At 54.1% G+C, this 22,546-nt stretch carries 17 protein-coding genes; 3 read left to right on the top strand and 14 right to left on the bottom strand.

What is annotated here, in order from left to right:
* Positions 1-242: 242 nt before the first annotated feature.
* Both AC50Y3_RS07375 and AC50Y3_RS07370 read right to left on the bottom strand, forming a co-directional pair.
* Positions 243-1,925 (bottom strand): RICIN domain-containing protein, encoded by a 1,683-nt coding sequence (locus AC50Y3_RS07375; protein ID WP_494818125.1) that lies wholly within the window; start codon positions 1,923-1,925, stop codon positions 243-245.
* Positions 1,926-2,192: 267 nt separating this feature from the next.
* Positions 2,193-3,182: an SDR family NAD(P)-dependent oxidoreductase gene (locus tag AC50Y3_RS07370; protein WP_494818124.1), complete on the bottom strand. Its 990-nt coding sequence runs from the start codon at positions 3,180-3,182 to the stop codon at positions 2,193-2,195.
* A 105-nt stretch (positions 3,183-3,287) separates the two neighbouring features.
* Between AC50Y3_RS07370 and AC50Y3_RS07365 the strand changes: the two genes are divergently transcribed.
* Complete coding sequence (locus AC50Y3_RS07365; RefSeq protein ID WP_494818123.1) at positions 3,288-3,842, top strand: TetR/AcrR family transcriptional regulator; 555 nt, start codon at positions 3,288-3,290, stop codon at positions 3,840-3,842.
* Positions 3,843-4,319: 477 nt separating this feature from the next.
* Here AC50Y3_RS07365 and AC50Y3_RS07360 read toward each other — a convergent pair whose 3' ends face one another.
* On the bottom strand, positions 4,320-4,511 hold the full coding sequence (locus AC50Y3_RS07360; RefSeq protein WP_494818122.1) for a YezD family protein: 192 nt from the start codon (positions 4,509-4,511) through the stop codon (positions 4,320-4,322).
* Between the two features lie 30 nt (positions 4,512-4,541).
* On the bottom strand, positions 4,542-5,567 hold the full coding sequence (locus AC50Y3_RS07355; RefSeq protein WP_494818121.1) for an aldo/keto reductase: 1,026 nt from the start codon (positions 5,565-5,567) through the stop codon (positions 4,542-4,544).
* A 375-nt stretch (positions 5,568-5,942) separates the two neighbouring features.
* On the opposite strand from AC50Y3_RS07355, the gene AC50Y3_RS07350 reads away from it, so the two are divergent.
* Together AC50Y3_RS07350 and cysK are read left to right on the top strand one after the other, a co-directional pair.
* The gene (locus tag AC50Y3_RS07350) at positions 5,943-7,283 is read left to right on the top strand and encodes an LLM class flavin-dependent oxidoreductase (RefSeq protein ID WP_494818120.1); all 1,341 of its coding nucleotides are present in this window, start codon (positions 5,943-5,945) and stop codon (positions 7,281-7,283) included.
* A gap of 25 nt (positions 7,284-7,308) precedes the next feature.
* Entirely contained in the window at positions 7,309-8,250 is a 942-nt protein-coding gene (gene cysK, locus AC50Y3_RS07345) for a cysteine synthase A (protein ID WP_494818119.1), read from the top strand.
* Here the strand turns inward: cysK and AC50Y3_RS07340 are convergent.
* The 10 genes from AC50Y3_RS07340 to AC50Y3_RS07295 all read right to left on the bottom strand — a co-directional run bounded on the left by AC50Y3_RS07340 (position 8,247) and on the right by AC50Y3_RS07295 (position 22,545).
* Positions 8,247-9,329 carry an isocitrate/isopropylmalate dehydrogenase family protein gene (locus AC50Y3_RS07340; protein WP_494818118.1) on the bottom strand — a complete coding sequence of 361 codons (1,083 nt, stop codon included), beginning with the start codon at positions 9,327-9,329 and terminating at the stop codon, positions 8,247-8,249. The genes cysK and AC50Y3_RS07340 overlap by 4 nt on opposite strands.
* The gene (locus AC50Y3_RS07335; protein WP_494818117.1) at positions 9,326-11,146 is read right to left on the bottom strand and encodes an ABC transporter ATP-binding protein; all 1,821 of its coding nucleotides are present in this window, start codon (positions 11,144-11,146) and stop codon (positions 9,326-9,328) included. Before AC50Y3_RS07335 ends, AC50Y3_RS07340 begins: the two co-directional genes overlap by 4 nt.
* Positions 11,127-12,884, bottom strand: coding sequence for an ABC transporter ATP-binding protein (locus AC50Y3_RS07330; protein WP_494818116.1), 1,758 nt, complete (start codon positions 12,882-12,884; stop codon positions 11,127-11,129). The genes AC50Y3_RS07335 and AC50Y3_RS07330 overlap by 20 nt, the downstream gene beginning before the upstream one ends.
* An 81-nt stretch (positions 12,885-12,965) precedes the next feature.
* Positions 12,966-14,378 carry an ABC transporter substrate-binding protein gene (locus AC50Y3_RS07325; protein WP_494818115.1) on the bottom strand — a complete coding sequence of 471 codons (1,413 nt, stop codon included), beginning with the start codon at positions 14,376-14,378 and terminating at the stop codon, positions 12,966-12,968.
* Positions 14,379-14,530: 152 nt separating this feature from the next.
* Complete coding sequence (locus AC50Y3_RS07320) at positions 14,531-15,496, bottom strand: carbohydrate ABC transporter permease (RefSeq protein ID WP_494818114.1); 966 nt, start codon at positions 15,494-15,496, stop codon at positions 14,531-14,533.
* 18 nt (positions 15,497-15,514) lie between these two features.
* Positions 15,515-16,387: a carbohydrate ABC transporter permease gene (locus AC50Y3_RS07315; RefSeq protein ID WP_494818606.1), complete on the bottom strand. Its 873-nt coding sequence runs from the start codon at positions 16,385-16,387 to the stop codon at positions 15,515-15,517.
* On the bottom strand, positions 16,387-18,663 hold the full coding sequence (locus tag AC50Y3_RS07310) for a DUF5696 domain-containing protein (protein WP_494818113.1): 2,277 nt from the start codon (positions 18,661-18,663) through the stop codon (positions 16,387-16,389). Before AC50Y3_RS07310 ends, AC50Y3_RS07315 begins: the two co-directional genes overlap by 1 nt.
* The gene (locus AC50Y3_RS07305) at positions 18,660-20,834 is read right to left on the bottom strand and encodes a YIP1 family protein (RefSeq protein WP_494818112.1); all 2,175 of its coding nucleotides are present in this window, start codon (positions 20,832-20,834) and stop codon (positions 18,660-18,662) included. The genes AC50Y3_RS07310 and AC50Y3_RS07305 overlap by 4 nt, the downstream gene beginning before the upstream one ends.
* 17 nt (positions 20,835-20,851) lie before the next feature.
* A complete protein-coding gene (locus AC50Y3_RS07300; RefSeq protein WP_494818111.1) occupies positions 20,852-21,700 on the bottom strand; it encodes a carbohydrate ABC transporter permease in 849 nt (282 codons plus the stop codon).
* Positions 21,701-21,702: 2 nt separating this feature from the next.
* On the bottom strand, positions 21,703-22,545 hold the full coding sequence (locus tag AC50Y3_RS07295) for a carbohydrate ABC transporter permease (RefSeq protein ID WP_494818605.1): 843 nt from the start codon (positions 22,543-22,545) through the stop codon (positions 21,703-21,705).
* Position 22,546 lies beyond the last annotated feature (1 nt).

Below are 22,546 nucleotides of genomic sequence, written 5' to 3'. Positions count from 1 at the left end.
TTTTGATCCTATTTCCCGTACAGTAGACGTAACCTCGGGCTCTCCTCCTCTCCTTTGCAAGAGAGCTCGCCCTAGAGTCACTCCCTCGGATTTTCTAATCATAAAGGAAGGGAATAGCCGCAATATACGAATTGCCATGACATGATTACTGTTTTTATCGCTACTTTCGTAAACGATGCACAGGAAACAATAAAAGCCGCTGCCCCGCTGCTCAAGGCAGCAAAACAACGGCTTTGGGAATGTTATTTTACATAAACACGGAAATAATCGAGCGTAAATTTCGATGGAAACGGTGTTGCGCCTGCCGATGGCGCCGAGTTCGGGGATCCACCTACAGCCAAGTTAATCAGCACTTCCGGATCCGGACCATACCAGGTAAAGTTCGTTCCCTTCACCAATGTATTATCGACCCACTTCTGAATGTTGCCTTCCTTCCAAATCAGCGTGTACGTATGGAAGGTAGTCGAGAAGTCGAAGCCCGGATGCCAAACCCATTGATTCGTCATGATGCTGTAATAATCCGTGCCCACTCCGTCGCCATGATCGAATCCGGTCCAATCGTACGTATTTTGAGTCGGGGAGTTAAAATATTCAAAGATATCAATCTCCGAAGTCGTCGATCCCGCTCCACCCGGCGAATACATCCAGAAAGCAGGCCATGTGCCTGCACCTGTCGGAATCTTCGCCCGCAGCTGGAAGATATACGTTTTCCCATCTCGAGGATAGAACGTATCTTTGGTTACAATTTGACCGCTGCTAATGCCGCCGTTTGAAATGCCACCCAAGTTCGGAACCGCTGTAAGCTCTAGGTAATTTGACGTCAAATGATGATTCGTATCATTAATCGGCTGATAACGCTGCCACTCATTATTAATAACCGTTGTCCCGGCCACGCCGTAAGGTTTGAATGAATTGGAAAGCGAAGTAAGGCTGTTCACGTTGCGTTTCGTGCCAAACGAATAGTCCTTGTACAGGCTGTAACCGGTTAGATCAGGCCCTGTGTAAGGGTAAACTTCCATTTCAAATAAAGAGAATCCGTACACCGTGGCACGCTGAACGCCATACATGCGGACATATCTAGCGTTTACGGCAGGGAAGCTGATTTCCTCCGTACCGCCTGAGCCAAGCGTTGTCGAATAAACATCGGTCCATGCCGTCGCGTTGCTTGATACTTGTATTTTATAGCTCGTTGCGTATGCGGCTTCCCACTTGAGCACAACGCTGCTCACCGTTTGTGAGGTACCCAAATCCACATAGATCCATTGATTATCGTTAAAGCTGCTCGACCATCTGGAGCTCAAATTCCCATCCACTGCGTTTGAAGCACCATAGGTCGATGCTTCGGTAGAGCTGGCCGTTGCTGTTTTACCTAGGGCTAGGTTGCCAGATGCTGATGAGGCAATATTGACGAGCTGCCACTTCTGCCCAACCGTTCCCCAGTCGGACCAAATTTGCACATTCGTTCCATCTGCTTCTCCCCCGCCGTTGACATCCAATACTTTGCCGCTGTTCGGGTTAATGATCTTCACTGTACCGTCCGAATTCGGGCTAATCGTCCATTTCTGAGCGCCTGTCCCGTTATCCGTATAGATGTCAACGTTTGTTCCGTCTGCCGTACCCGCTCCGGCTACATCGAGTGCTTTCCCGCTGTTGGCAGCGATAAGTTTAAAGGTTCCATCACTGTTCGTAATCAGCTGCCAGTGCTGCCCAGCCTGTCCGTTATACGTATTAATTTGAACATTAGTCCCGTCTGCCGTGCCTGAATTAGCGACGTCCAGTACCTTGCCGCTGTTCGGGTTTACTAATTTGTAAACCTGTCCGGATACAGCCGGATCTGCTTGTGCCGGAATCCCCATAACCATCAAAGCTATGATGACCATTGTAATAACAAAAGCAGACTTTTTACCCTTATTGACCTTGAACATGTTAATTACCCTCTCCCCATCATTATTCTGGTTGCAACCGCTTTCAATCCATGGAAAAAAAGTTACATGGGATTGCTCTATCCGCTGTTTTCGCACAACCTCCTCCACTCGCTCGATAGTTTGTATTATAGATGACGGTTTTGGACTACGATACGAAAAACTGTGACGCCATTAACGTTATTATTACTAAGCGACATAACTACGGCAAAAAAAACCAGTACATAATGTACTGGCTTAAGAAATTATTTGGGGTATCGCTTATACGAATCAATTAAGATTCCTAGGAATCTTTCCATGTTGAATATGCAGGAGTTCTTCGCTGATTGTCCAAAGCTTCTCGGCCGACACCGGATCAATGGCCCACGGACGGACGCCACGATGGAGCTGGCTGTCTTCCGGTACAACTTCCGCGATATCGCCATCTTCGCAATAGACGCCGCCCTTGTCATTCAACATTGGACTGATTGCGCACCAAACGGCTGTAGCGGCGCCTTGCTCGGCGGTTTTGAAGCCTCCGGAGGACGTATAGCTGCCGTCTTCGTTCCGTCTTACACCCCAAGCTGCCAACTCCTCATTGCTCATATTTCGGGATAAACCCGATAAGATGGCGCCGGGATGAACCGCAAATGCACGCACTCCGTGCTCACGGCCCCGTTTATCCAGCTCTATAGCAAACAACGAGCACGCGATCTTCGATTCGCCATAGGAGACGAACTTGTTGTACGGCCTCTTGGTGAAATGCAAATCGTCGAAATCGAGGGGTCCAGTCATATGGCCAATGGACGAATAGGAGACAACCCGGGCGTTCCCGGACTGCTTCAGCGCATCCCATAATCCAGTAGTTAGTTGAAAATGTCCAAGCGAATTCGTTGCGAAATGGGTATCGAAACCGCGGTCGTCATGAGTCATTGCAGGGAAACAAACACCCGCGTTCAGAATCAGAAGATCGAGCGCACGATTTGAACTATTGAATACCGCAGTAAACTCGTCTATTGAAGTGGGATTCGCAAGATCGAGCTTGATGACCTCGACATTCTTAAGCGGAGCAAGAACTTCATGCGCTTTATTCACATCACGGGCACCGACAATGACGGTAGCGCCTGCTTCGGCAAGCGCACGCGTTGTTTCAAGACCGATGCCACCATGTCCGCCTGTAACGATTGCGACCTTTCCACTGAGGTCATGTCCAGCCAGCACCTCTTGTGCGGTCGTTTCAGGTCCGAATCCCGAATGCAACGGTTTTTGTTCAGTCATCATATGTGAATGGCTCCTTTTGAAATAGTTTTAGACAAAAATCATAAAATGTCTATGTGTCTATACTATACAATTGGACAATCCGTGTAAAGTGTATAAAATGGAAATATGGACGATAAAAAGAAGCTGCATATTGTTGCGACGGCGTTAGAGGTGTTCTTTAAGTACGGTTATAAGCGGGTATCGATGAACGAAATTGCGGAGGCAGCGGGCATTTCACGCGCAGGTCTCTATCTATACTTCAAAAACAAGGAGGAAATGTTCAACGCTGCGATTGTTTACCACGGAGACCTCCTCATAGAGGAGATTAAGGAAGGTTTGTCTACCTATAAAACGACGGAAGAAAAAATTATCTTTGCCGTTGATGTATGGATGGTCCGCAACTTCGACGATTCGCTGCACTCGCCGGAACATAAAGAAATAACGGATAGCTCTTTCCAGTTCGCCCGGCAGGCGCTTGATACAAGCTATGGGAAATTAGAAACAATACTTGCCGACTTGCTGGAGAAGAGCGCTGCCACCGCAAGCGGTATTACTCCTCCAGTAAGATTGGCGCATCTGGTAATAAGCGCATTACGCGGCTTTAAAACGGTTGCCAAGAGCTCGGATGAGCTTCGCCAAATGATTCAGGACTTGCTTCGAATCGTTTTACAATTCGAGTAAGCAACTCTTCTTTAGAACATAAGAAAAAAAATCCGCATAAATGCGGATTTTTTTTGCTTTCATTCACAAGCTATAGGCAACTATTATGTGACTGTCGCTGTTCGTCACCCAAAGGAGAACCTTTTATTAGTTTACATTTATCAGTCTGCGTACTACTCTAACGAACCGTGAAGGCCTTATTTGAGAAAAAAAGGCTCCTCAATTATTCTAACGAACCACAGAGACCTTATTCAATAGAAATAGGCAGAAATGCACGAGCTTTTAGCCGAATAGCGCCTGTAGGGTTCGTTAGAATTTCAAACCGCTACTTTTTGATCAAATAAGACTCGTACGATTCGTTAAAATTATCGGGTGACGTAAAATGAAAGTCCGCCATACCGTGGAGACGAAACCCCCCCCACCTGGTGGGGAAGTATGCCCTCGATTATAAATAGGCCAACCGGTATATTCCGGTTGACCTGTTTTTTGAACGTTATTTTATCCTGCCCGGTTAGATGAAGCTTGCTTCTTACTGCCGGAGGAACTGTTCTCGAACCGTTGACGGTCAGTCCGTTCGATCTGGACGATCGTTCCGTTATGCACAGTGATTTGAACCGAACCGTATTCCAATCCGTTTACCTGCTCCAGAATCCGGTTTAGCCAGATCTCGTCCGCTACCAGTTTAGTCATCGCAATCCCTCCTCATGTTCAATATTGCTGTTAAGCTTTGGCTGCAGCCGTTTCACGGAGCGCATTATAAACGTTGAAATCTCCCTGTGTGATGGCGTCGATTTCCGCAAGCTCATCGGCAGTCAGCTTCTCCGCTGCCTTTGCGATCGATTCGGTAATGTTTTGCGGATTGGATGCCCCGAGAATGGCGGACGTGACATGCGGCTGGCTGACGACCCAAGTCAGCGCAAGCTGAGCCAGCGTCCACCCTTTCCTAGCCGCAATCGGCTTCAAGGCTTCAACGATATGGAAGTTTCGTTCGTTTTCGAGCAGCGGCTTAATTCTCGCCTCGCCCGCAGCCCCGCGCGATCCGGCCGGCGGCGCTTGGTTGAACTCGTACTTGCCGGTCAACAACCCGCGGCCCAGCGGGCTGTACACGACTACCCCTACTTGTTCGGAGGCTGCGAACGGCAGCAATTCCTGCTCGATTCCCCGTGCAATAAGGCTGTACTCCGGCTGAATGCTCTCATAGCGGTGCAAACCCAGCTGTCCCGAGATGCCATGTGCTTTCGCCAACTGCCATGCTGCATAGTTGGAAGCACCGATGTAACGAACCTTGCCTTGACGGACAAGGTCATCAAGCGCCCGCAGCGTCTCCTCGAGCGGCGTTTCGCGGTCGAAGCGATGTACTTGATACAGATCGATATAATCGGTCTTCAGGCGGCGCAAGCTGTTTTCAACCGCACGAATGATATGATACCTGCTCTGCCCTTGGTCGTTCGGCTCGCTGCCGACGCGGCCATGTACCTTGGTCGCCAGAATAATCCGGTTCCGGCGGGAACCTAGCAAGTTACCGAGGATCGCCTCCGATTGACCGCTCTCCTGCGGGTTGCTCAGATCGGTGCCCTTACCGTAGACATCGGCCGTATCGATAAAGTTGATTCCGGCATCCAGCGCCGTGTCCAGCACCTCCGCCGACTTCGACTCGTCGATCCAACGCCCGAAAGCCATCGTACCGAGCGCAACCTCCGATACTTTTAAACCCGTTCTTCCGAACTTCTTCAATGCAATGCTCATACCTACACACTCCTTAAAATTAGATTTTGGATAAATATCCAATCATTGCAGCTGCATCGACCGAACCGTCCATTTACGACAAAAAACCGGAGAGTCGCATAGTCTGGCGTCTCTCCGGTTGTCCGGTCGATTAATTACTAGTAATCCTATTAATATACTGTGCTTAAAAATATAGCACCGACTTCCACGCATGTCAACTTGTGGAAGAACATTTTTTCGCGGCGTTGACGCGATTCAATGTTGGTGATACGATATAGCTGATTATTCCGCTAGGATTAGTGTATATAGTTGACCAGCCCCCTGGAGACACAAGGTTCGCTTTGTGTCTCCTTTTGTTTTTCTGAAACAAAACATGCAGTTATAAGGAGGATAACGATGGGCAAATCCAACAAACAAGTGCACCTGAACGTTTTTCTTCGGCAGGCCGGTCATCATGCCGCCGCCTGGCGCCACCCCAAAACGACGCCGGAGCTCACCTTCGATTTCGCCTATTACAAAGGCCTGGCGCAGACCGCGGAACGCGGGTTGCTTGATTCGGTCTTTATGGCGGACGGCTATGTCGGAACCGGAAGGCGGCTGGAACCCTTCACGCTCCTCTCCGCCCTCTCCGTCGTCACTGAACGCCTTGGATTAATCGGCACGGTAGGCACGACATACAATGAGCCGTACCACGTTGCGCGCAAATTTGCTTCTCTCGACCATATCAGCGGCGGGCGTTCAGGCTGGAACATCGTGACGGGCCATACGGATGCGACGGCTTACAACTTCGGCAAAGAGTCACATCTGGCGCATTCGGAAAGGTACAAATGGGCCGAAGAATTCGTCGAGGTGACGAAACAGCTCTGGGACAGCTGGGAAGAAGACGCGCTCGTCTTCGATAAGGAAACCGGTATCCAGTTCGACGAGCAGAAGCTGCATGAAATCAATTACTCGGGCAGCGTCTATCAGGTTAAGGGACCGCTCAATATTCCAAGGCCGCCCCAAGGCTATCCCGTGCTCGTGCAGGCCGGATCCTCCGAGGCAGGACGCGAATTGGCCGCGCGCACCGCGGAGGTGATCTTTACGGCGCAGCCTACGCTTGGCGAAGGAAAGGCTTTCTATGCCGACGTCAAAGGCCGGCTTGCAAAGTACGGAAGATCGAATAGCGAGCTGATCATCCTGCCGGGCTTCAGCCCGATAGTCGGCGATACGAAAGCCGAGGCACAGGAGCTCGAGGATGAACTGAACGCTTTTCACGATATCCATGAAGCGGTAGCCCGGCTATCCGAACGATTCGGCATCGACTTGACCGGACTTCCGCTTGACGAGCCGGTCCCTCAGCTGATCGCCCCCAAAGGGATCGATTCCGTCAACGGCAGCAAGAGTCGGCATCAACTCATCCTGGATATGCTGCACAGCGACGCCAGCCTAACGCTCCGCCAGGTCGTGAACCGGCTGGCAGGCGCACGCGGCCACCTCCTATACACCGGTACGCCAATCGAGATTGCGGACGTTATTCAGCAGTGGATCGAACAGGATGCGGCCGACGGCTTTAACTTGATGCCCCCCATTTACCCGCACGGACTCGACATCTTCGTCGACAAGGTCGTGCCCGAGCTGCAAAACCGCGGCATCTTCCGGACCGCATACGAGGGCACGACGCTGCGGGAGCACTACGGCCTTTCACGTCCGGCGAATCGGATCCGCTCCGGCGCCGCAGCTTCGCTTCCTTCCTAATCCGATATAAAAGGAGTGTCCTCATATGACCAAGATCGCCACCAACCTCACCCAACTCATCGGCAACACGCCCCTGCTGGAGCTGAGAAATTTCAATGCCAGCCGCAAACTCGGCGCCGTTCTGATCGCCAAGCTGGAATATTTCAATCCCGCCGGAAGCGTCAAGGACCGGATCGGGTACGCGATGATCAAGGATGCGGAAGAACGCGGCGTCATCAATAAAGACTCCGTCATCATTGAACCGACAAGCGGCAACACCGGCATTGCGCTTGCGTTCGCCGCGGCAGCGCTCGGGTACAAATTGATCATTACGCTTCCGGAGACGTTCAGCATCGAGCGAAGAAAAATGCTGCTTGCCCTCGGGGCCGAGCTTGTGTTAACGCCGGGCGCCGCGGGCATGGCCGGTGCGATCAAGAGAGCCGAGGAACTCGCGGCAGCCCTACCAAACTCGTTTATTCCGCAGCAGTTCCGCAATCCGGCTAATCCCGCCATTCACCGTACAACGACGGCCGAAGAAATTTGGCGGGATACGGACGGCGCGGTCGATATATTCGTTGGCGGCGTGGGAACCGGCGGCACGATATCCGGCGTCGGCGACGTTCTTAAACAACGCAAACCGTCGGTCCAAATTATTGCGGTCGAACCCGCCGGCTCTCCCGTTCTCTCCGGCGGGGAGAAAGGCACCCATAAAATCCAAGGGATCGGGCCGGGTTTCGTTCCGGACAATTTCCACAGGCACATCGCGGACGAAATCGTGACCGTCACGAATGAAGATGCGCTCGAAACCGCGCGTTCGCTGGCCAGGAGCGAAGGACTGGTCGTCGGCATCTCGTCCGGCGCTGCCGTCTTCGCGGCAAGTCAGATCGCGAACCGACCGGAGAATGCCGGTAAAACCATCGTCGTGCTGCTACCCGATACCGGCGAACGTTACTTGTCCACCGAGCTGTTCCCTGTGGAAATCCTCTAGTGCTCCTGCTCTCCGATAAAAGCGATGACAGCTTCCGCGAATCCCCTTGTGGAAGCTGTTCCGTTTAAATCGGCCGTACGAACGCCTGCCTGTACCGCCGCTTCAACGCCGCGCACAATGCTTTCCGCGACCCTACCCAGCCGGTTATCATCGTGGCGAGCGGCCAGCCAATCCAGCAGCATTGCCGAGGATAACATCATCCCGATCGGATTGGCGATATCCCGTCCGGCAATATCCGGAGCAGAGCCATGCGCCGCTTGAGCCATCGCGTAGTTGTCTCCCGCATTCAAAGCTCCCGCGATGCCAAGACTGCCGACTAGCTCGGCCGCAAGGTCGGATAAGATGTCGCCGAACATGTTCGTCGTCAGAATGACGTCGAAATCAGCGGCGCGACGGACCAGACGGGCGCAGGCGGCATCGATATGGTAATCGTCCACCTCCACGTCCGGATACTGTAGGGCGACTTCCCGGCACACACCGAGAAACAAGCCATAACCAAGCTTGATTACATTCGCCTTATGAATGATAGAAACCCGCTTCCTGCGAAGCCCTGCAGCCCGGAAGGCTGCGTGGGCAATTCGTTCGGCCGCCCGCCGCGTAAACACACCGGACGTGATAACCACATCCGGCGTCACCTGCCACTCCCCCGTTCCGGAAGCCATATTCCGGTCGGCATAGAAGCCTTCGGTATTCTCGCGGTAAATGACAAGGTCTGCGCTCTTTGCCACGCCGGCGATGCCAGGCATCGTCCGGTTCGGACGGATATTGGCGAACAGGTCAAAGGCGTGACGCAGCTCGCCGCTAGGATTCCGCCCAGAACGATGCTCTGCCGGATACGAGACGGAATCATGCGGCCCCATGATCCAGCCGCAGCAGTCCAGCAACGCCTCCTTCGTCAGTTGTGGCAACGGGTCGCCATACTCCCGAATCGCCTGCAGGCCCATCGGCAGCGGCAGCATTTCCACTACCGCAATCCCGCTTTTCCGCTCCGCCGCCGCAATGACCTTCAGCGCAGCCGCCACGATTTCCGGTCCGATTCCATCCCCCTCCATCACGCCGATCCGATAAACGCTCCTCATACCAATACACCTCGCGCGTTCAAATACAGCCTGGAGTAATAGCCGTTCTGTTCCAATAACCGCTCATGATTGCCTTCCTCCACGATTTGGCCTTGATCCAGAACGATGATCCGGTCGGATCGGCGGATCGTGGACAGCCGGTGCGCAATGACCAGCGTAGTCCTACCCTCCGACACGACCCGAAGCGCGGACTGAAGCAGCTGCTCCGTGTGCGAGTCCAGGTTGGCGGTTGCCTCGTCAAGAATCAAGATGTTCGGCTGAAAAACAATGATGCGGGCAAACGAAATCAGCTGCTTCTCCCCGGATGAGAGCCCGGTACCGTTCTCGGACAGCCGGGTTGCGTAACCATCCTTCATCCGCTGCACCAGCTGGTCGACGCCGACTCGCTCGCATGCGCGGATCACCGTCTCCTCTGGGATCGATTCGTCGAACAGCCGGATATTGTCGAGCACGCTTCCCGAGTAGAGAAAAGGCTCTTGCTGCACAAGCCCGACAATCCGCTGCAGCTTCTTCTGCTTCAGCTTGCGGATATCGAAGCCGTCGATTCGGATGCTGCCTTCCTTCACGTCGTAGAAACGGCACAATAAGCTGATCAAGGAACTTTTGCCTGCTCCGGTTGCGCCTACGATGCCCAGCATTTCGCCCGGTTGGATGTTCAGATCCACTTTATGCAGCACCTGCCTGCCTTCCTTATAGCCGAATGTAACGCCATCGAATTCCACTTTGCCCGCAATCGCCGCCCTCTTGACCTTCGTGGCTTCCTCCGGATCGCGGACATCGGGCGCCGCCTTGAACACGCTCCAAATCCGATTCACCGACACGATAGTCGATTGGACCGTATTCCACTGCTGCGTAATGGAGTTGATCGGCTGGAAAAACTGCCGGATATACGTGATGAACGCGAAGAGCACGCCGAACTCGATCTGGCCGCCTAACACCGCGCGTCCTCCAAGCCATACGACAAACGCCACGGACAAGTTGCCGAGGATGTCGAAAATCCGGTTGAACACCACCATCGTTCGAATTTCGCGCAAATTAGTGCGGTAGAAGGCATCATTGCGTTCCGTAAACTGGCGCTGCTGCTCCTTCTCCTGATGGAAGACCTGAATGAGATTCATCCCGGACAAGTTCTCCGCGGCGAAAGCGATCATCCGCGACAAGGCGGTCCGAACGAGCTGGTACGTCGCTCGCATGTAGGCGCGAAAGCTGTACGCGATCAGCGTGATCACGGGAATGATTAGCAAGCTAAACAGCGTCAACCGAACATCCAGCCTGAACATCAGCACAACGATAAAGATCAGGGTCAAGCCGTCCCGCAGCAGGCTGGCCAATACTTGACTGAAGAACCGGTTCAACCCTTCCGTATCGCTTGATACGTGCGCAATGAGACTGCCCGTCGATACGCGGTCGAAGTAGGATACGGACAGCTTTACCAAGTGCTTGAACAGCCCGCTGCGGATGCCGGCCACGATGCTCTGCCCGATCCGCTGCAGCAGATTGTTCTGCAGGTAGGTAAACACGAAGCCGGCAATTGCCAGCAGAAAGTAGATGCCGCATAGAAGCAGCAGCGACCGGTAATTCGCATGGTCCGCGGTCAGCACGTCATCGATGGCAATCTTGATCAGATAAGGCTGCAGCAAATCGGCCGAGATCGACAACAGAATAAAGAGCAAGAGCACGACAAATGACCACCGGTGCGGCTTGGCGTACGTATACAGCGCTTTGACGGCCGAGCCGTAATCGAGCGCGGCATCGGTATCCTGTTGGATGCCCGTACGCTGATCCTGCTGCCAATTGTTAACGATGGCTTTCGACATCCGCATCCCCCTCCTCCTGAATGTCGTAAAGACTTGCATAGAGGCCTTCCGCCGCGACGAGCTGCTCATGCGTCCCCCGCTCGATAATCTTTCCTTCGTCCATGACGATAATCAGGTCCGCATGCTTGAGCGCGCTGATCCGATGGGAAACGATGATTGTCGTCTTACCCTGCCGCTCGGCGCGCAGCGAGTCGATGATCGCTTTCTCGGTCAGCGAATCGATCGCGCTTACGCTGTCATCCAAGATCATGATCGGCGCCTGCTTGAACAAGCCGCGAGCAAGGCTCGCCCGCTGCCGTTGGCCGCCGGACAACGACAATCCCCGTTCTCCGAGCCTCGTCTCAAACCCATCGGGAAGCTCATGAACCTCTTGATGGATATGCGCCTGCAATGCCGCCTGCTCAATCTCATCCAGCGCCGCACCGCGATTACTGAAGCCAATATTTTCGCGGATCGATGTGCTGAACAGGAAGCCGTCCTGCGGGACGTAGCCAATGCTGCTTCTGAGGCTTTCCAAGGTAACGCTCCGAATATCCAGACCATCCGCGAAAATCGTGCCGGCCGGTGGATCGTAGATGCGGAGAAGCAGCTTCATTAACGTTGTTTTGCCGCTTCCCGTCTTGCCGATGATGCCTACCGTTGCGCCCGGCAGTACCGTAAGATCGATCTCCGACAAGACCGGCGAGGATCCGTCCGGATACACGAACGTCAGCTTGCGGATGTCGATGGCCGCATGCTGCGGGTCTCCCAGCTTAAACGTCCCGGTATCGGGAACGTCCGGTTCGACGCCGAGAAGATCGTTCAAACGTTCAAGGGAAGCCCGTGCGCGCTGCATCGCATTAATGACGTCGCCGACCCGCTGAAGCGGATTGATCAACATGCCGATGTACAGCACCAAGGTAACAAAATCGCCGAGCGAGATCGTCCGGTTGGCCGTCAAATACCCGGCGAGGGCGATCGAGGCGATCATCGACAAGGCGCCGAGAAACGGAATGACTGCCTGCAAGAGCGATGAAACGCGCACCAGTCGAAGCTGGTTGTCGCGGATTTGGGCGACCGTCGCGTCGAAGCGGTCCGTCATGATCGCTTCCGCCGCGAATTTCTTCGTGACCCGAATTCCGCTGAATTGCTCGGCTGCGGTCTCCGTCATTTTACCGAGCGATTCCTGCACTTGAACGGAGCGCTTGCGGATAATCGGGCCCAGCCAGGCGACGAACCACGGGATAAAGAGCAGCGGGATCAAGCTGGCCAGAATCGCATAGGCTGGAATCGAGCTGAGCATCATGGACGCGATAACGGAAATGAGCAGAATCGAGGAGTTCGTAATATGATTGATCCCCATCGATATCGATTCCCTGACCGCGGTTACGTCGTTGATCATATAGTTCAACAGTTTTCCAACCCCGTACTTCGAATAATTGTTCAAGCTAAGCCGCGTGAATTGAATGAACAGCTTGCCCCTGGTCAGCCGCTCGAACAACCGCCCCAGATACATGATCAGAAACTGTCCGCTTCCGCCAAGAACGCCGTATCCGAGGGCGATCGCCACAACCAGCAAGCTGTATGGCGCAATATCGGCCTGGGCCAGCGTGCCCTTGTGGAGCTCATCCGTGAAGCTGCCGATCGTGCGCGGCAATCGCGCCAAAATCACGTTAGCCGTACCGATGGCGCAGACGGCAATGACATAGAGAACCCATTTGGACTTCATATAATCGCTTAATAGTTTCGGCTTTTTCAACAAGCATTCACTTCCCGTTTCGTACTTTGGAACAGCATTACAAAAGCCGGGGCTTTATCGGCCCCGGACTCCCGTCGTCTCTTATGGCGTGCCGACCGTCGTCTTGAGCGTCTCGACATCCTTATTGATGGCTTCCTCGGTTTTTCGGATCGTGGAGTTGACATCCAGGCCGCCGATCGCCAAATCTTCGGCCGCCTCGGTCAGGCGCTTGCCGATATCCAGCTCGAAAGGGTGAACGTAGTGCTCTTGCAGCGGTTCGCCGATAAACACGTTCTGTACCGACTTGCCCTGCAGCACCGGAATATCAAGTCCGTACTCCTTGTTCAGGTCATCATTGATAATGGCAGGTACTCGGCCGTTGCGCGCGAGGATCCGCTGCCCTTCATCCGACAAAATCTCCTCGATGACTTGGAACGCTTCGTCCTTATGCTCGCTCTTGCTGTTTACCGACAGCGAGTGAATTTGGGCTTCCCTCGTCTTGCCGAGCTGGTCCGCAAAGTTCGGCGCAGGCGCGATGTCCCAGTTGAACTCGACCCCTTGCTGTCGCAGCTCTTCAAGCGGCCCTACCATGTTGGCGAGCCAAGTGACGCGGATCGCTACGTTCTGGTCCTTCATAAACTGGTCGCGCCCGTAATTCCATGTTTTATCGGCCCCGACGTAGCCGGGAATCTCGAAGATTTTCTTCTGCAGTTCGAAAACCCGGCGCCATTCCGGCGTATCGAGCGCCGCCTGGCCCGTTTCCTTATTCAAATACGGCAGGCCGAGGCTCTTCGCCAGACCGGTCAGGTTATCGACGGACAGGCCGACATACCGCTTGCCGCCTTCCGTACGCGTCAGCTTCTTGCCCAGCTCCAGCACTTCATCCCACGTCAGCTGCTTTTCGGTCGGATAAGGAACGCCGAATTTATCGAAGATATCCTTGTTGTAGTACAAGACGTGCTGATTGGCGTTAAACGGAATCGCGTAGATCTGATCTCCTTTGCCGGCCGTAATTTCCGTGATATAGTTCCACAGGATCGGCTTAATGCGCGAGGTATCAAAATGATGCCGCTTGATGAGATCCCGAAGGTCTTCATACGCGCCTGTGCGAATGATTTGTTGATGGGAAGAGGAAGACGAATAGATGATGTCCGGGGTATACGTCGATAATACTTCCTCGTTGGTCGTTTCCGCAGCCGGCGTGATCCGCTCGATCGTCACGTTCGGGTATTTCTTCTTGATCGGTTCGGCGATCAGCGTATTGAATTCGACGTCGGGGAACGTGCCGCTGGTGTTGTAGAACGTGAGCGTCAGCGGTTCGTCGCCAAGCTTCTTATAATCCGCGGATTCGTCTTTCTGGTTTCCGCCCTCTGTGCTGCCCTCGGTCGAGGCTGCGTTACCTGCCGGTTCATTCGCACCGGCAGACGAAGCATCGTTCTTGCCTCCACCGCTGCTGCATGCGGCCAACAGGGTAGCCGCCAGCAGTAAATTGACCATCGTAAGCTTTTTCTTCATCTCATGACACCGCCTATACGTTTAGTAGTTGCTAGATTAGCCTTTCATCGCACTGATACTGCCGACCTAATGGGTCTTCTATAACAGCGTTGTTGACGACACATGCCGATCACCTCCTTGCAAGCTTGCTCGATCTCAATCCCCGGAGCCACTTATTCCACCAGACCCGTTCGTTCCACGCCTTCGATAAACCAGCGCTGCGCGAAGAAGTAGACGATCAGCAGCGGAAAAACAATCAGGAACGAAGCCGCCATTTTGATCGACTCCTCGTACACCGACATCTCTCCCGCTCCCGCAGCCCGCGCCATCTCCGCGGCCATTCTGGCCAGCGTAATGGATAGCGGTACGTTCTCGGCCGTGAACATGAAGATCGACGGCAAATAGAAATCATTCCAATTCCAGACGAAGGAGAACAAGACGACAACGACAATCGCGGACTTAGAAAGCGGGAACATGACGCGGAAGAACAGCCTGAACGCGCTGGCCCCGTCCATCCTTGCCGCTTCGTCCAGCTCCTTCGGCAGCGTGGAATAGAAGGAACGATAAATAATGACGAACAGCGCTCCCTTCAAGCCATGCCCGAAAATGGCGGGGATGACCATGGGCAGCACGGTATCCAGCCAGCCGAAGCTCTTGAACATCATGATCGTCGGCAGAATGACCACTTGCGGCGGCATGATGAACGTGAACAGCAGCATCGCCATCCAGAAGCGCTTGAACGGAAAGTCCAGCCGGGCAAAGGCATAGCCGGCCACCGCGCAGGAGAAGACCTGCAGCACCGAAACCGCGCCTGCCAGCGACACGCTGATCGCCAGGCTTTTTGAATAGTCGAGCAGTCGCATCGCTTCCCGAATATGGCCGAGGAAGATGCTCTTCGGCACCCAGATGACCGTCGGGTCGAGAATGTTCCGGGCATCCTTCACCATGGTCGTGACCATGTACAGAATCGGCTTGATATAGATGAAGGCAACGTTGATCAAGATGACGTACATGACGGTCTTGAATAGAAGCCCTTTATCGATCTCGCCTCCAATCAGCCGAAACCGCACGAATGCCGCGATCCGGTCAATCGCCGCGGATGGCGCGCGCCTTGCTCGTTCGATCATGATTTTGGCCATTGGCGAATCGCCTCCTTTTTATTGACGCGTGCTGCCCGAGAGCGCTTTATCCACCCTGCTGTAGAGCAGCAGCGTCAAGCCGACGAACAACAATATAATGGTGAAATAAATCCAGGCCAGCGCGCTGGAGCTGCCATAGTTGGCCGTATTCACTTTGCTGATGATCGGGTTGGACGGGAAAGTGAACAAATCGACGACCGTGTACATTAGATTCAGGAAGATGTAGGGAACGAGTCCCGGCAGCGTGATTTTCCAGAACGTATTCCATGGCCCGGAGCCGTCAATTCGGGAAGCCTCGTACATCGACGGCGGCAGCGTCTGGCGCCCCGCAAGGAAGATCAGGATCTGGACGCCCGAGTACCAGAGCACCAGCACGAATGAGCTCATGACAGTCTGGATCGGATCCGCCCATGACGCGGGAACGTATTCTCTCAGGTACTCTTCGATATGCAGGGACTGCAGGACACTCAGCGAGCCCTCCCCTTGATTGATAAATTCTTGGACGATTTGTCCGGATGAGAATATAACGGGAAGAAAGAAAATAACGCGAAACAGCGTGCGGCCCGGAAATTTCAAGTTGAGCAGAATCGCGATCAGCAGCGAGAAGACGAGAATGATCGGAATCATCATGATCGACTCGCGCAGGAACGGGATGAGATCCTCGTAAAGCAGACTCCCGTTCGAAACCAGAATTTCTTTATAGTTCTGGAAGCCGAGAAAGGTGTAGACGACCGAGTCGACGGTAATCCGAACCTGGTGGAAGCTCATGTACAAGGAGTAACCGAGCGGAAACGCGACGAATGCAAGAAATCCGAATATCCAGGGGGCGATGAAAATCGAGCCTTCGATTTTACGGATCGTCGATGCGTGCAGTCTGGCCTTTCGAATCATCATTGGTCCGCCCCTCCCTTGATTACGGTGAAATCCTGCGCGGGCACGCGAAGGTCGCCTTGCGCGTACGCGCTCGTACCATAATTGACAATCACGCGCTGCCCGCCTTCATAAGTCGTTTCCTTCACGGCCTCCGAGATGGAACGATGACCGATGATTCGCTTATCCTGCACATCGCGCAGCGCTTCGTTCGCCTTCTCGTATTCCTCCGACAGACTGTCCAGCCAATCCCGGTAATTCAAGCTGTAATACCAGATCGAATAAGCATGCCGCAGCTTGTCGGATGGAGCCGCAGCGAAGACGTACGTCGGATATGCCCCGTATTCGATGCTTCGCAGAAACTCCGTCCGCGATTCCTGTCTCACGTTCCCCCACTCGGACGTGTACGTTACAGCACCGTGGAGTACGATCTGCGTAAAGGGAACCACCTCATCGACAAACACGTCGAAGGAGTAACTATCCGCGAGCCGGGGGATGTGCTTCAGCCCCTCCCATACGTAGGCGTTGGCATTAACGGCCGTGACGGAACCGAGCATTTCCTGCGCCTGCTTGAAAATGTCGCGCTGAATGCCAATCCCGCCTGCGCGGCTTGCCGCATAGCGGCTGTTGAAATCGGTATTCAACTGATACCCGATCCCGCTGCCGTCGAACACGATTCCGTCTGCGCCAAGCTTCTTGTACTCGCTTAGGTCCGAGGCGATGACCTTGCTGTAAAACCGCGGACTCACGAGCCAGGTATCTTCTCTTGCGGACAACGTGTTGCCCGAGAGGTCGCGCTGTCCATCCCTTCTATACCAGAAGCCGTCGTCCCCGTTATTGTTGATCGTATAATTGGCCGTTAAATAAACGGGGATGTCCAGCGTATGGGCATAATCGATAAAAGCTTTCATGCCTTTGTTCCCGCCGAGCTTAGACTCCACGGGAAAGTAACCGCCATGGGTGCTGTAGCCGTCCTGCTGCCAGCCGTTATATTGCACGACCAAATCATGAATGCCCCGGTCATAAATGCTTGCAACCAGCTCCTTTGCTTCATCCGTCGTCGTCGCGGTCAAATAAGAATCGAAGAGCAGACCCTGCTCGATATCGCCGCCGACGATGTCGACATAGAGCGGGATATCCTTCTTCGGCTCCACCGGATGAAGCGCGCCGCCCGCCGTCAAGTAATCGCGATATTTGGCCGCCATGCCCACGTAATCGCTTTGCTCCGGCGGCAGCAAGTAATAGCGTACGGTCCGCCGAGGCGCGTCGAACCGCTGCTCGCTGTACGTGAAGAACCCCGCGTCCGTGCTCTTGCTGACGCTTTGGAAGAATCGCTTGCGGTACTGCCATTCTGCCGTCACCCAGTTCGACAGACCAATCGAGCCGGAAGGAGCCGCGAACACGTTGGCATATTCGGCACCTTCGGTTATGACGGCCGCGAATGCTTGGTCGCCGGACTTCAGGCCGAATACCGGGATCGACAGCCGCTGGCGGTTGGGCTGATCGAAATAGAAGGAACCGTCGTATCCGTAAACCGGTTGATTGAACGTGAGCTGCGGGAGAACGCGGTCGGTCTTGAACTTGATCAGCGCGCCGGAGCCGTCCGGCACGAAAATATAGCCGTCCTGTCCTTGGGAAAATGCCCCTCCGAACAACGGGTAAAGCTTAGCGTTCAGGAGGCTGAACTTACCGGCTTCCACGATTTGCTCATCGAGGATGGTTGTCTCGACGCTATCCTCCTTCAGCGTCACCACGACCGGAATTTTAATCGTGCTTTTAGACAGTACGAACGTGACGGCAAAGCCGCTTTCCGTCGTCCTGAAATCCTCAACGTAACCGCCTTCGTCGACTAAACCGACCGTTCTGGACGCCGATTTGTAGTTGGACAAATCCATGTATTCCACGATGACAGGCGAAAGCAAATTGTTCTTCCATGCCCCGCCGATCGTTTCGTTCGACCACTGGGCTGGATCGGGATAAGAGTACCAAACCTTGCCGGTTTGTTTGCTCACGACCCGGAAGTGCCCCGTTTCCTTGTCGGCCGACAGCGTTAGGTTGACGTTCTCGGCAATCTGCTGAAACCTGCCATCTGCCGGAAGCTCCGGCTTAAACGGTGCGATGCCCGCCTTCGGCTTAAAGGAGACTGCTGCAGCGGTATCGCCGCTCTCGGCTGCTGCTGCCTTTCCTTCAGAAGCGGCGTCTTCCCGCGTGTGGAATTGAAGGGCAAGCACTGCCAGGATGGCAACGATCGCGATGCCCGTTATAAGAAAGGAAAGCCTTAGCCTGCTGCCGGTCATCGGATGATCACCTCCTGATAGATGGAATAAATAAAGTTGATCAATTCCCCGCTCAAGCTGAAGAAGATAAAGATCAGCGTCGCGATGATGGCCAGCGCCAGCAAGGTAAACACGATGTTCAGGATGGCTTCCCCGACGCTATAGTTGTGAATTCCTTGCACCATCCAGAAAAATTGCAAGCAGGTCCACGCATACATCGCCAGCTCGAGAAACCCGAAGATCGACGCCTCGCTTAGCGTGAATCCATGAGAGATTATTGTTAAGGGTATACCGATCGAAATAATCGGAAATAACGCATAGGAACTCCCATAGAACACATCTCGCAGCCGCCCTTCCCCGCGCATCAGCGAGCTGACCAAGTAATTCGCTACCACCCACCCGACCCAAATCGCGGCAAACTGCACCAAGATCGGCCCCAGCTTAACGCCTAGGTAAATATCCGGATTAAAGATGAAGCTCGTTTGCGAACTGATGACGCCGGCAGCGATGATTGAGAGCGCAAGCATGAATAAGCTACTCACAATCCCTGCGCCGTTCTGGTATCGGATCGCATGGTACCCTTCGATCGGATGCCTGACAAGTGTCCGCACATGCCGAAGCTGTGCATACAACCTGCTCTGCGGGCGAAGCATCCCGGAGCTCGCTGCGGCCCAGCCATATTTTCGCGACAGCCTTACGGCTGCGAAGCTAAGAATCCCCACCGCTGCAACGACATTCATCAGAAACCCGAAATGCTCCTGGAACCAGAAGAGGCGGTTCTGCCAGAAGGAATCCGAGTAGCCTTTGTTCACGCCTGCTTTCAGGAACAGGTCTTCCGCAAGCACGAATTGCTCTTTCTTATATGCCGCCTTCGCGAGCCCGATCAACGCGGGGGTATAGTAGGCATTCTGACGGTAAACCTCCGCCCACAGCGGCTCGCTTTCCTCGTAGCGCCCGTCCTGGGTAAGCCTGTTCGCTTGATGGACGAGAGAGCCGTACTCGGTCAGCCGCAGCCGCTGAATGAGACTGTTGACGCTGTCCAGCACCAGTAAATCCCCTGTCGAAGTCGTCGCGATCGATGCCGGCGTCTTGACGAGCCCGAGCTTCGTCGCTCCCTCGATATTGTCGCTGCCCCAGAAGAAGAGCAGGTTGCCGTCGGCGTCATACTGGCTGACGGCGTTATAGAGCGAATCGATGACCGTAAAGTTTCCGTCCGCATCGACGCTGATATCCTGCAGCTGCGGCTGGGCTTTCCGGGGCGCCCACCAGGCATTCTCGCCGAACGACTTCGTGCCTAAGGCAGGCGTAAATTCGCCGCCCCCTTCCAGCTGGTCCAATCCGGCGATATTGAATTTCTTCACTTGCTCGTTATCGATTTCCTTGGTCACCGTATAGATGAAACCGTTTGGATCGATCGCCGCGTTCACGATAGCTCCAGGCAGCTTGCTTAGCTCCCTCCGGTACATTTCCCGCGTGTAGAAAGCCCGTTTAAACGAATCGAACAGCGAGAACTTCACTTTGTTGGAGCCGAAGAAGCTCTGATAGCGGCCTTCCGGATCAAGCTGCAGCAAACCCTGGAACGCGCCTAGCGTCGTAATATAGAGGAAGCCGCGTTTGTCGACGACCAGCTTCGTCGGCTCGTACTTGAACGAATCCGGCAAGTAAGGCGAATCCGGCCGTTTGTACTCGCGCAGCAGCTTCCCTGTCTCATCCAGCCTGACGACCCGCTGATTACCGGTATCCGCCACGTAAATATCGCCCTTCTGATCCACGAACAGACCGTTCGGGCTGCTGAGTGGACTTTCTTTGGCCTCGATGAAACGGACCAATCGCCCCTGTTCATCCAGATGCACGATCCGGTTGTTTCCCGTATCGGCGATATAGATATGATCCCTGCCGTCAACGAACAGATCCTGCGGCTGATTGAGCGTGCCGATCGGCGCTTCGCCGGCCGCCGCCGTTTGGACGGTCGCTTTCCGGGAATCCGCCTTATCTCCGCCGATATCCGGTCCAAGCATCCCCTCCGGCTGGTAGGCGTTTTGAATTTGCACGAGCTGCCCGTACCCGTCCTTATAGAACGTTTGGTACGGGGAATATGCGCTTGTCACGGACGGGAACAGCGACACCGCCAGAAATGCGACAAGCATGATCAACGTTGTCTTTGTTATACGAAACCGCCATCGCCTACTCAATGATGCGCCCTCCCTCCTCATTTGATTCCCGAATGCGCCATCGTATCGATGACCTTCCGCTGCAGGATGACGAAGAACACCAAGTTCGGCACCAGAATAATTAATGCCGCGACTGCCGCCGCTCCCTGCCGGGCGACATTGTTCGCCAGATTGTTCGTCAGCGTGGACAGGAAGAACGGGAACGTCTTCATATCGTCGTCCTGCATATAGAACGTCGAGGTCTCCAGGTTGCTCCATGAATTCTGAAACGACAGAATGGCGACCGTAGCGACGGCCGGCATGCAGACCGGGATGACGATTTTCAGGAACAAGCCGAACTCCGTCGACCCGTCGATTCGCGCGGCTTCCAGAAGCGCCGACGGAATCTGGTCCATAAACTGTTTGAGCAGGAAGACGGCGACCGGCAGCGCCACCATCGGCAGCACGTGCCCGAGATACGTATTCATCAGTCCCAGCTGGCTGACCACCAAGTAGCGCGGAATTTGGACGACCTCAGGCGCGAACATGAGCATGAGCACGATGGACGAAAATACCAATCTTTTGCCCGGAAATTCGTGTTTGGCGAGCGCATAGGCGCATAAGGAGCTGACGACCGTCACCGCCACGATGGTCACGGCCGTAATTAGAAAGCTGTTGAACAAGTAGCGGGATAACGGAATGATCGAATTCGACGTGACCCACATCAGCTCGATGAAGTTCTGAACCGTCGGCTCCTTGACGAAGAAATTCGGCGGATAAACGAACAGCTCGTGATACGGCTTTAACGCATGGTTGAAGATATAAATGATTGGAATCAGCATGAACGCCGCGAAGGCGGCCATGGCCAGATGAAGAGCGATTCTCGATATGGAGAATGATTTCAGCATGATTACTCCTCCTTGCTTCCGAACAAACCCCAAGCTAGCTTATTCGATGTGTACATCAGCAGCAGGAGAAAGACCGAAATCGCCGCCGCATAGCCCATCTCGAAACGGATAAAGCCGAAATCCTGAATATGGTTGACGATCAGATGCCCGGCGTATTCCGGCGTCGGGTTTTTACCCGATAATTCCACGCCGATCGCTCCCGTCTTAAAGGTCGTGACGATCGCCATGACGGCGCCGAACAGCATCTGGGGCTTCATCGAAGGAATCGTAATATACCAGATTTCCTGCAGCCTGCTTCGGATGCCGTCGATCCGCCCCGCCTCGTACAGAATGGGGTCAATGTTCAAAATACCGGCCAGCATCGCCAGAAAACCGACGCCCATGCTCGACCATAACGACACCGCGATCATCGAATTCATGAGCAGCGCGGGGTCCGTCACCCAAAGCTTCGGCACGTCGATCAAACCCTGTCCGAGCAGAAAGCTGTTTAGGTAGCCGATCCGGTCACCGGAAAGCAGCGGCAGCCAAATGACCGTCATCGCGACGCCGATCGTGAGCGAAGGCGTGTAAACCGCCAAGGCGATCCACTTTCGGACGCTTTTGCCCAAGAGCGAGATGAGCCAAGCCACGATAAAGCCCGCGATATAACCGCCCGGTCCCACGATGATCGCGAATTTGAACGTATTCGGAAGCGCGTATTTCAAAAACAGCAGATCCTGCGAGATTAGATATTGAAAATTGCTCCATCCGATAAAACGAGGCGGCTCGACCGCGTTGTAATAGGTAAAGCTCAATCCGATCGCAATGACAACCGGCACGACGATGAAGGTGCCGAATATCAGCATG

Source organism: Paenibacillus sp. J22R98 (assembly GCF_059383835.1).
The sequence above is the reverse complement of the archived record's forward strand: the minus strand, read 5'-3'. Positions and strand labels throughout refer to the sequence as shown.

Coding starts and splice junctions, on each gene's coding strand:
- AC50Y3_RS07320 (WP_494818114.1), bottom strand. CDS start 15,496: ATGGCCAAAATCATGATCGAACGAGCAAGGCGCGCGCCATCCGCGGCG.
- cysK (WP_494818119.1), top strand. CDS start 7,309: ATGACCAAGATCGCCACCAACCTCACCCAACTCATCGGCAACACGCCC.
- AC50Y3_RS07295 (WP_494818605.1), bottom strand. CDS start 22,545: ATGCTGATATTCGGCACCTTCATCGTCGTGCCGGTTGTCATTGCGATC.
- AC50Y3_RS07300 (WP_494818111.1), bottom strand. CDS start 21,700: ATGCTGAAATCATTCTCCATATCGAGAATCGCTCTTCATCTGGCCATG.
- AC50Y3_RS07335 (WP_494818117.1), bottom strand. CDS start 11,146: ATGTCGAAAGCCATCGTTAACAATTGGCAGCAGGATCAGCGTACGGGC.
- AC50Y3_RS07360 (WP_494818122.1), bottom strand. CDS start 4,511: ATGACTAAACTGGTAGCGGACGAGATCTGGCTAAACCGGATTCTGGAG.
- AC50Y3_RS07370 (WP_494818124.1), bottom strand. CDS start 3,182: ATGATGACTGAACAAAAACCGTTGCATTCGGGATTCGGACCTGAAACG.
- AC50Y3_RS07310 (WP_494818113.1), bottom strand. CDS start 18,663: ATGACCGGCAGCAGGCTAAGGCTTTCCTTTCTTATAACGGGCATCGCG.
- AC50Y3_RS07340 (WP_494818118.1), bottom strand. CDS start 9,329: ATGAGGAGCGTTTATCGGATCGGCGTGATGGAGGGGGATGGAATCGGA.
- AC50Y3_RS07350 (WP_494818120.1), top strand. CDS start 5,943: ATGGGCAAATCCAACAAACAAGTGCACCTGAACGTTTTTCTTCGGCAG.
- AC50Y3_RS07365 (WP_494818123.1), top strand. CDS start 3,288: ATGGACGATAAAAAGAAGCTGCATATTGTTGCGACGGCGTTAGAGGTG.
- AC50Y3_RS07315 (WP_494818606.1), bottom strand. CDS start 16,387: ATGATTCGAAAGGCCAGACTGCACGCATCGACGATCCGTAAAATCGAA.
- AC50Y3_RS07355 (WP_494818121.1), bottom strand. CDS start 5,567: ATGAGCATTGCATTGAAGAAGTTCGGAAGAACGGGTTTAAAAGTATCG.
- AC50Y3_RS07325 (WP_494818115.1), bottom strand. CDS start 14,378: ATGAAGAAAAAGCTTACGATGGTCAATTTACTGCTGGCGGCTACCCTG.
- AC50Y3_RS07375 (WP_494818125.1), bottom strand. CDS start 1,925: ATGTTCAAGGTCAATAAGGGTAAAAAGTCTGCTTTTGTTATTACAATG.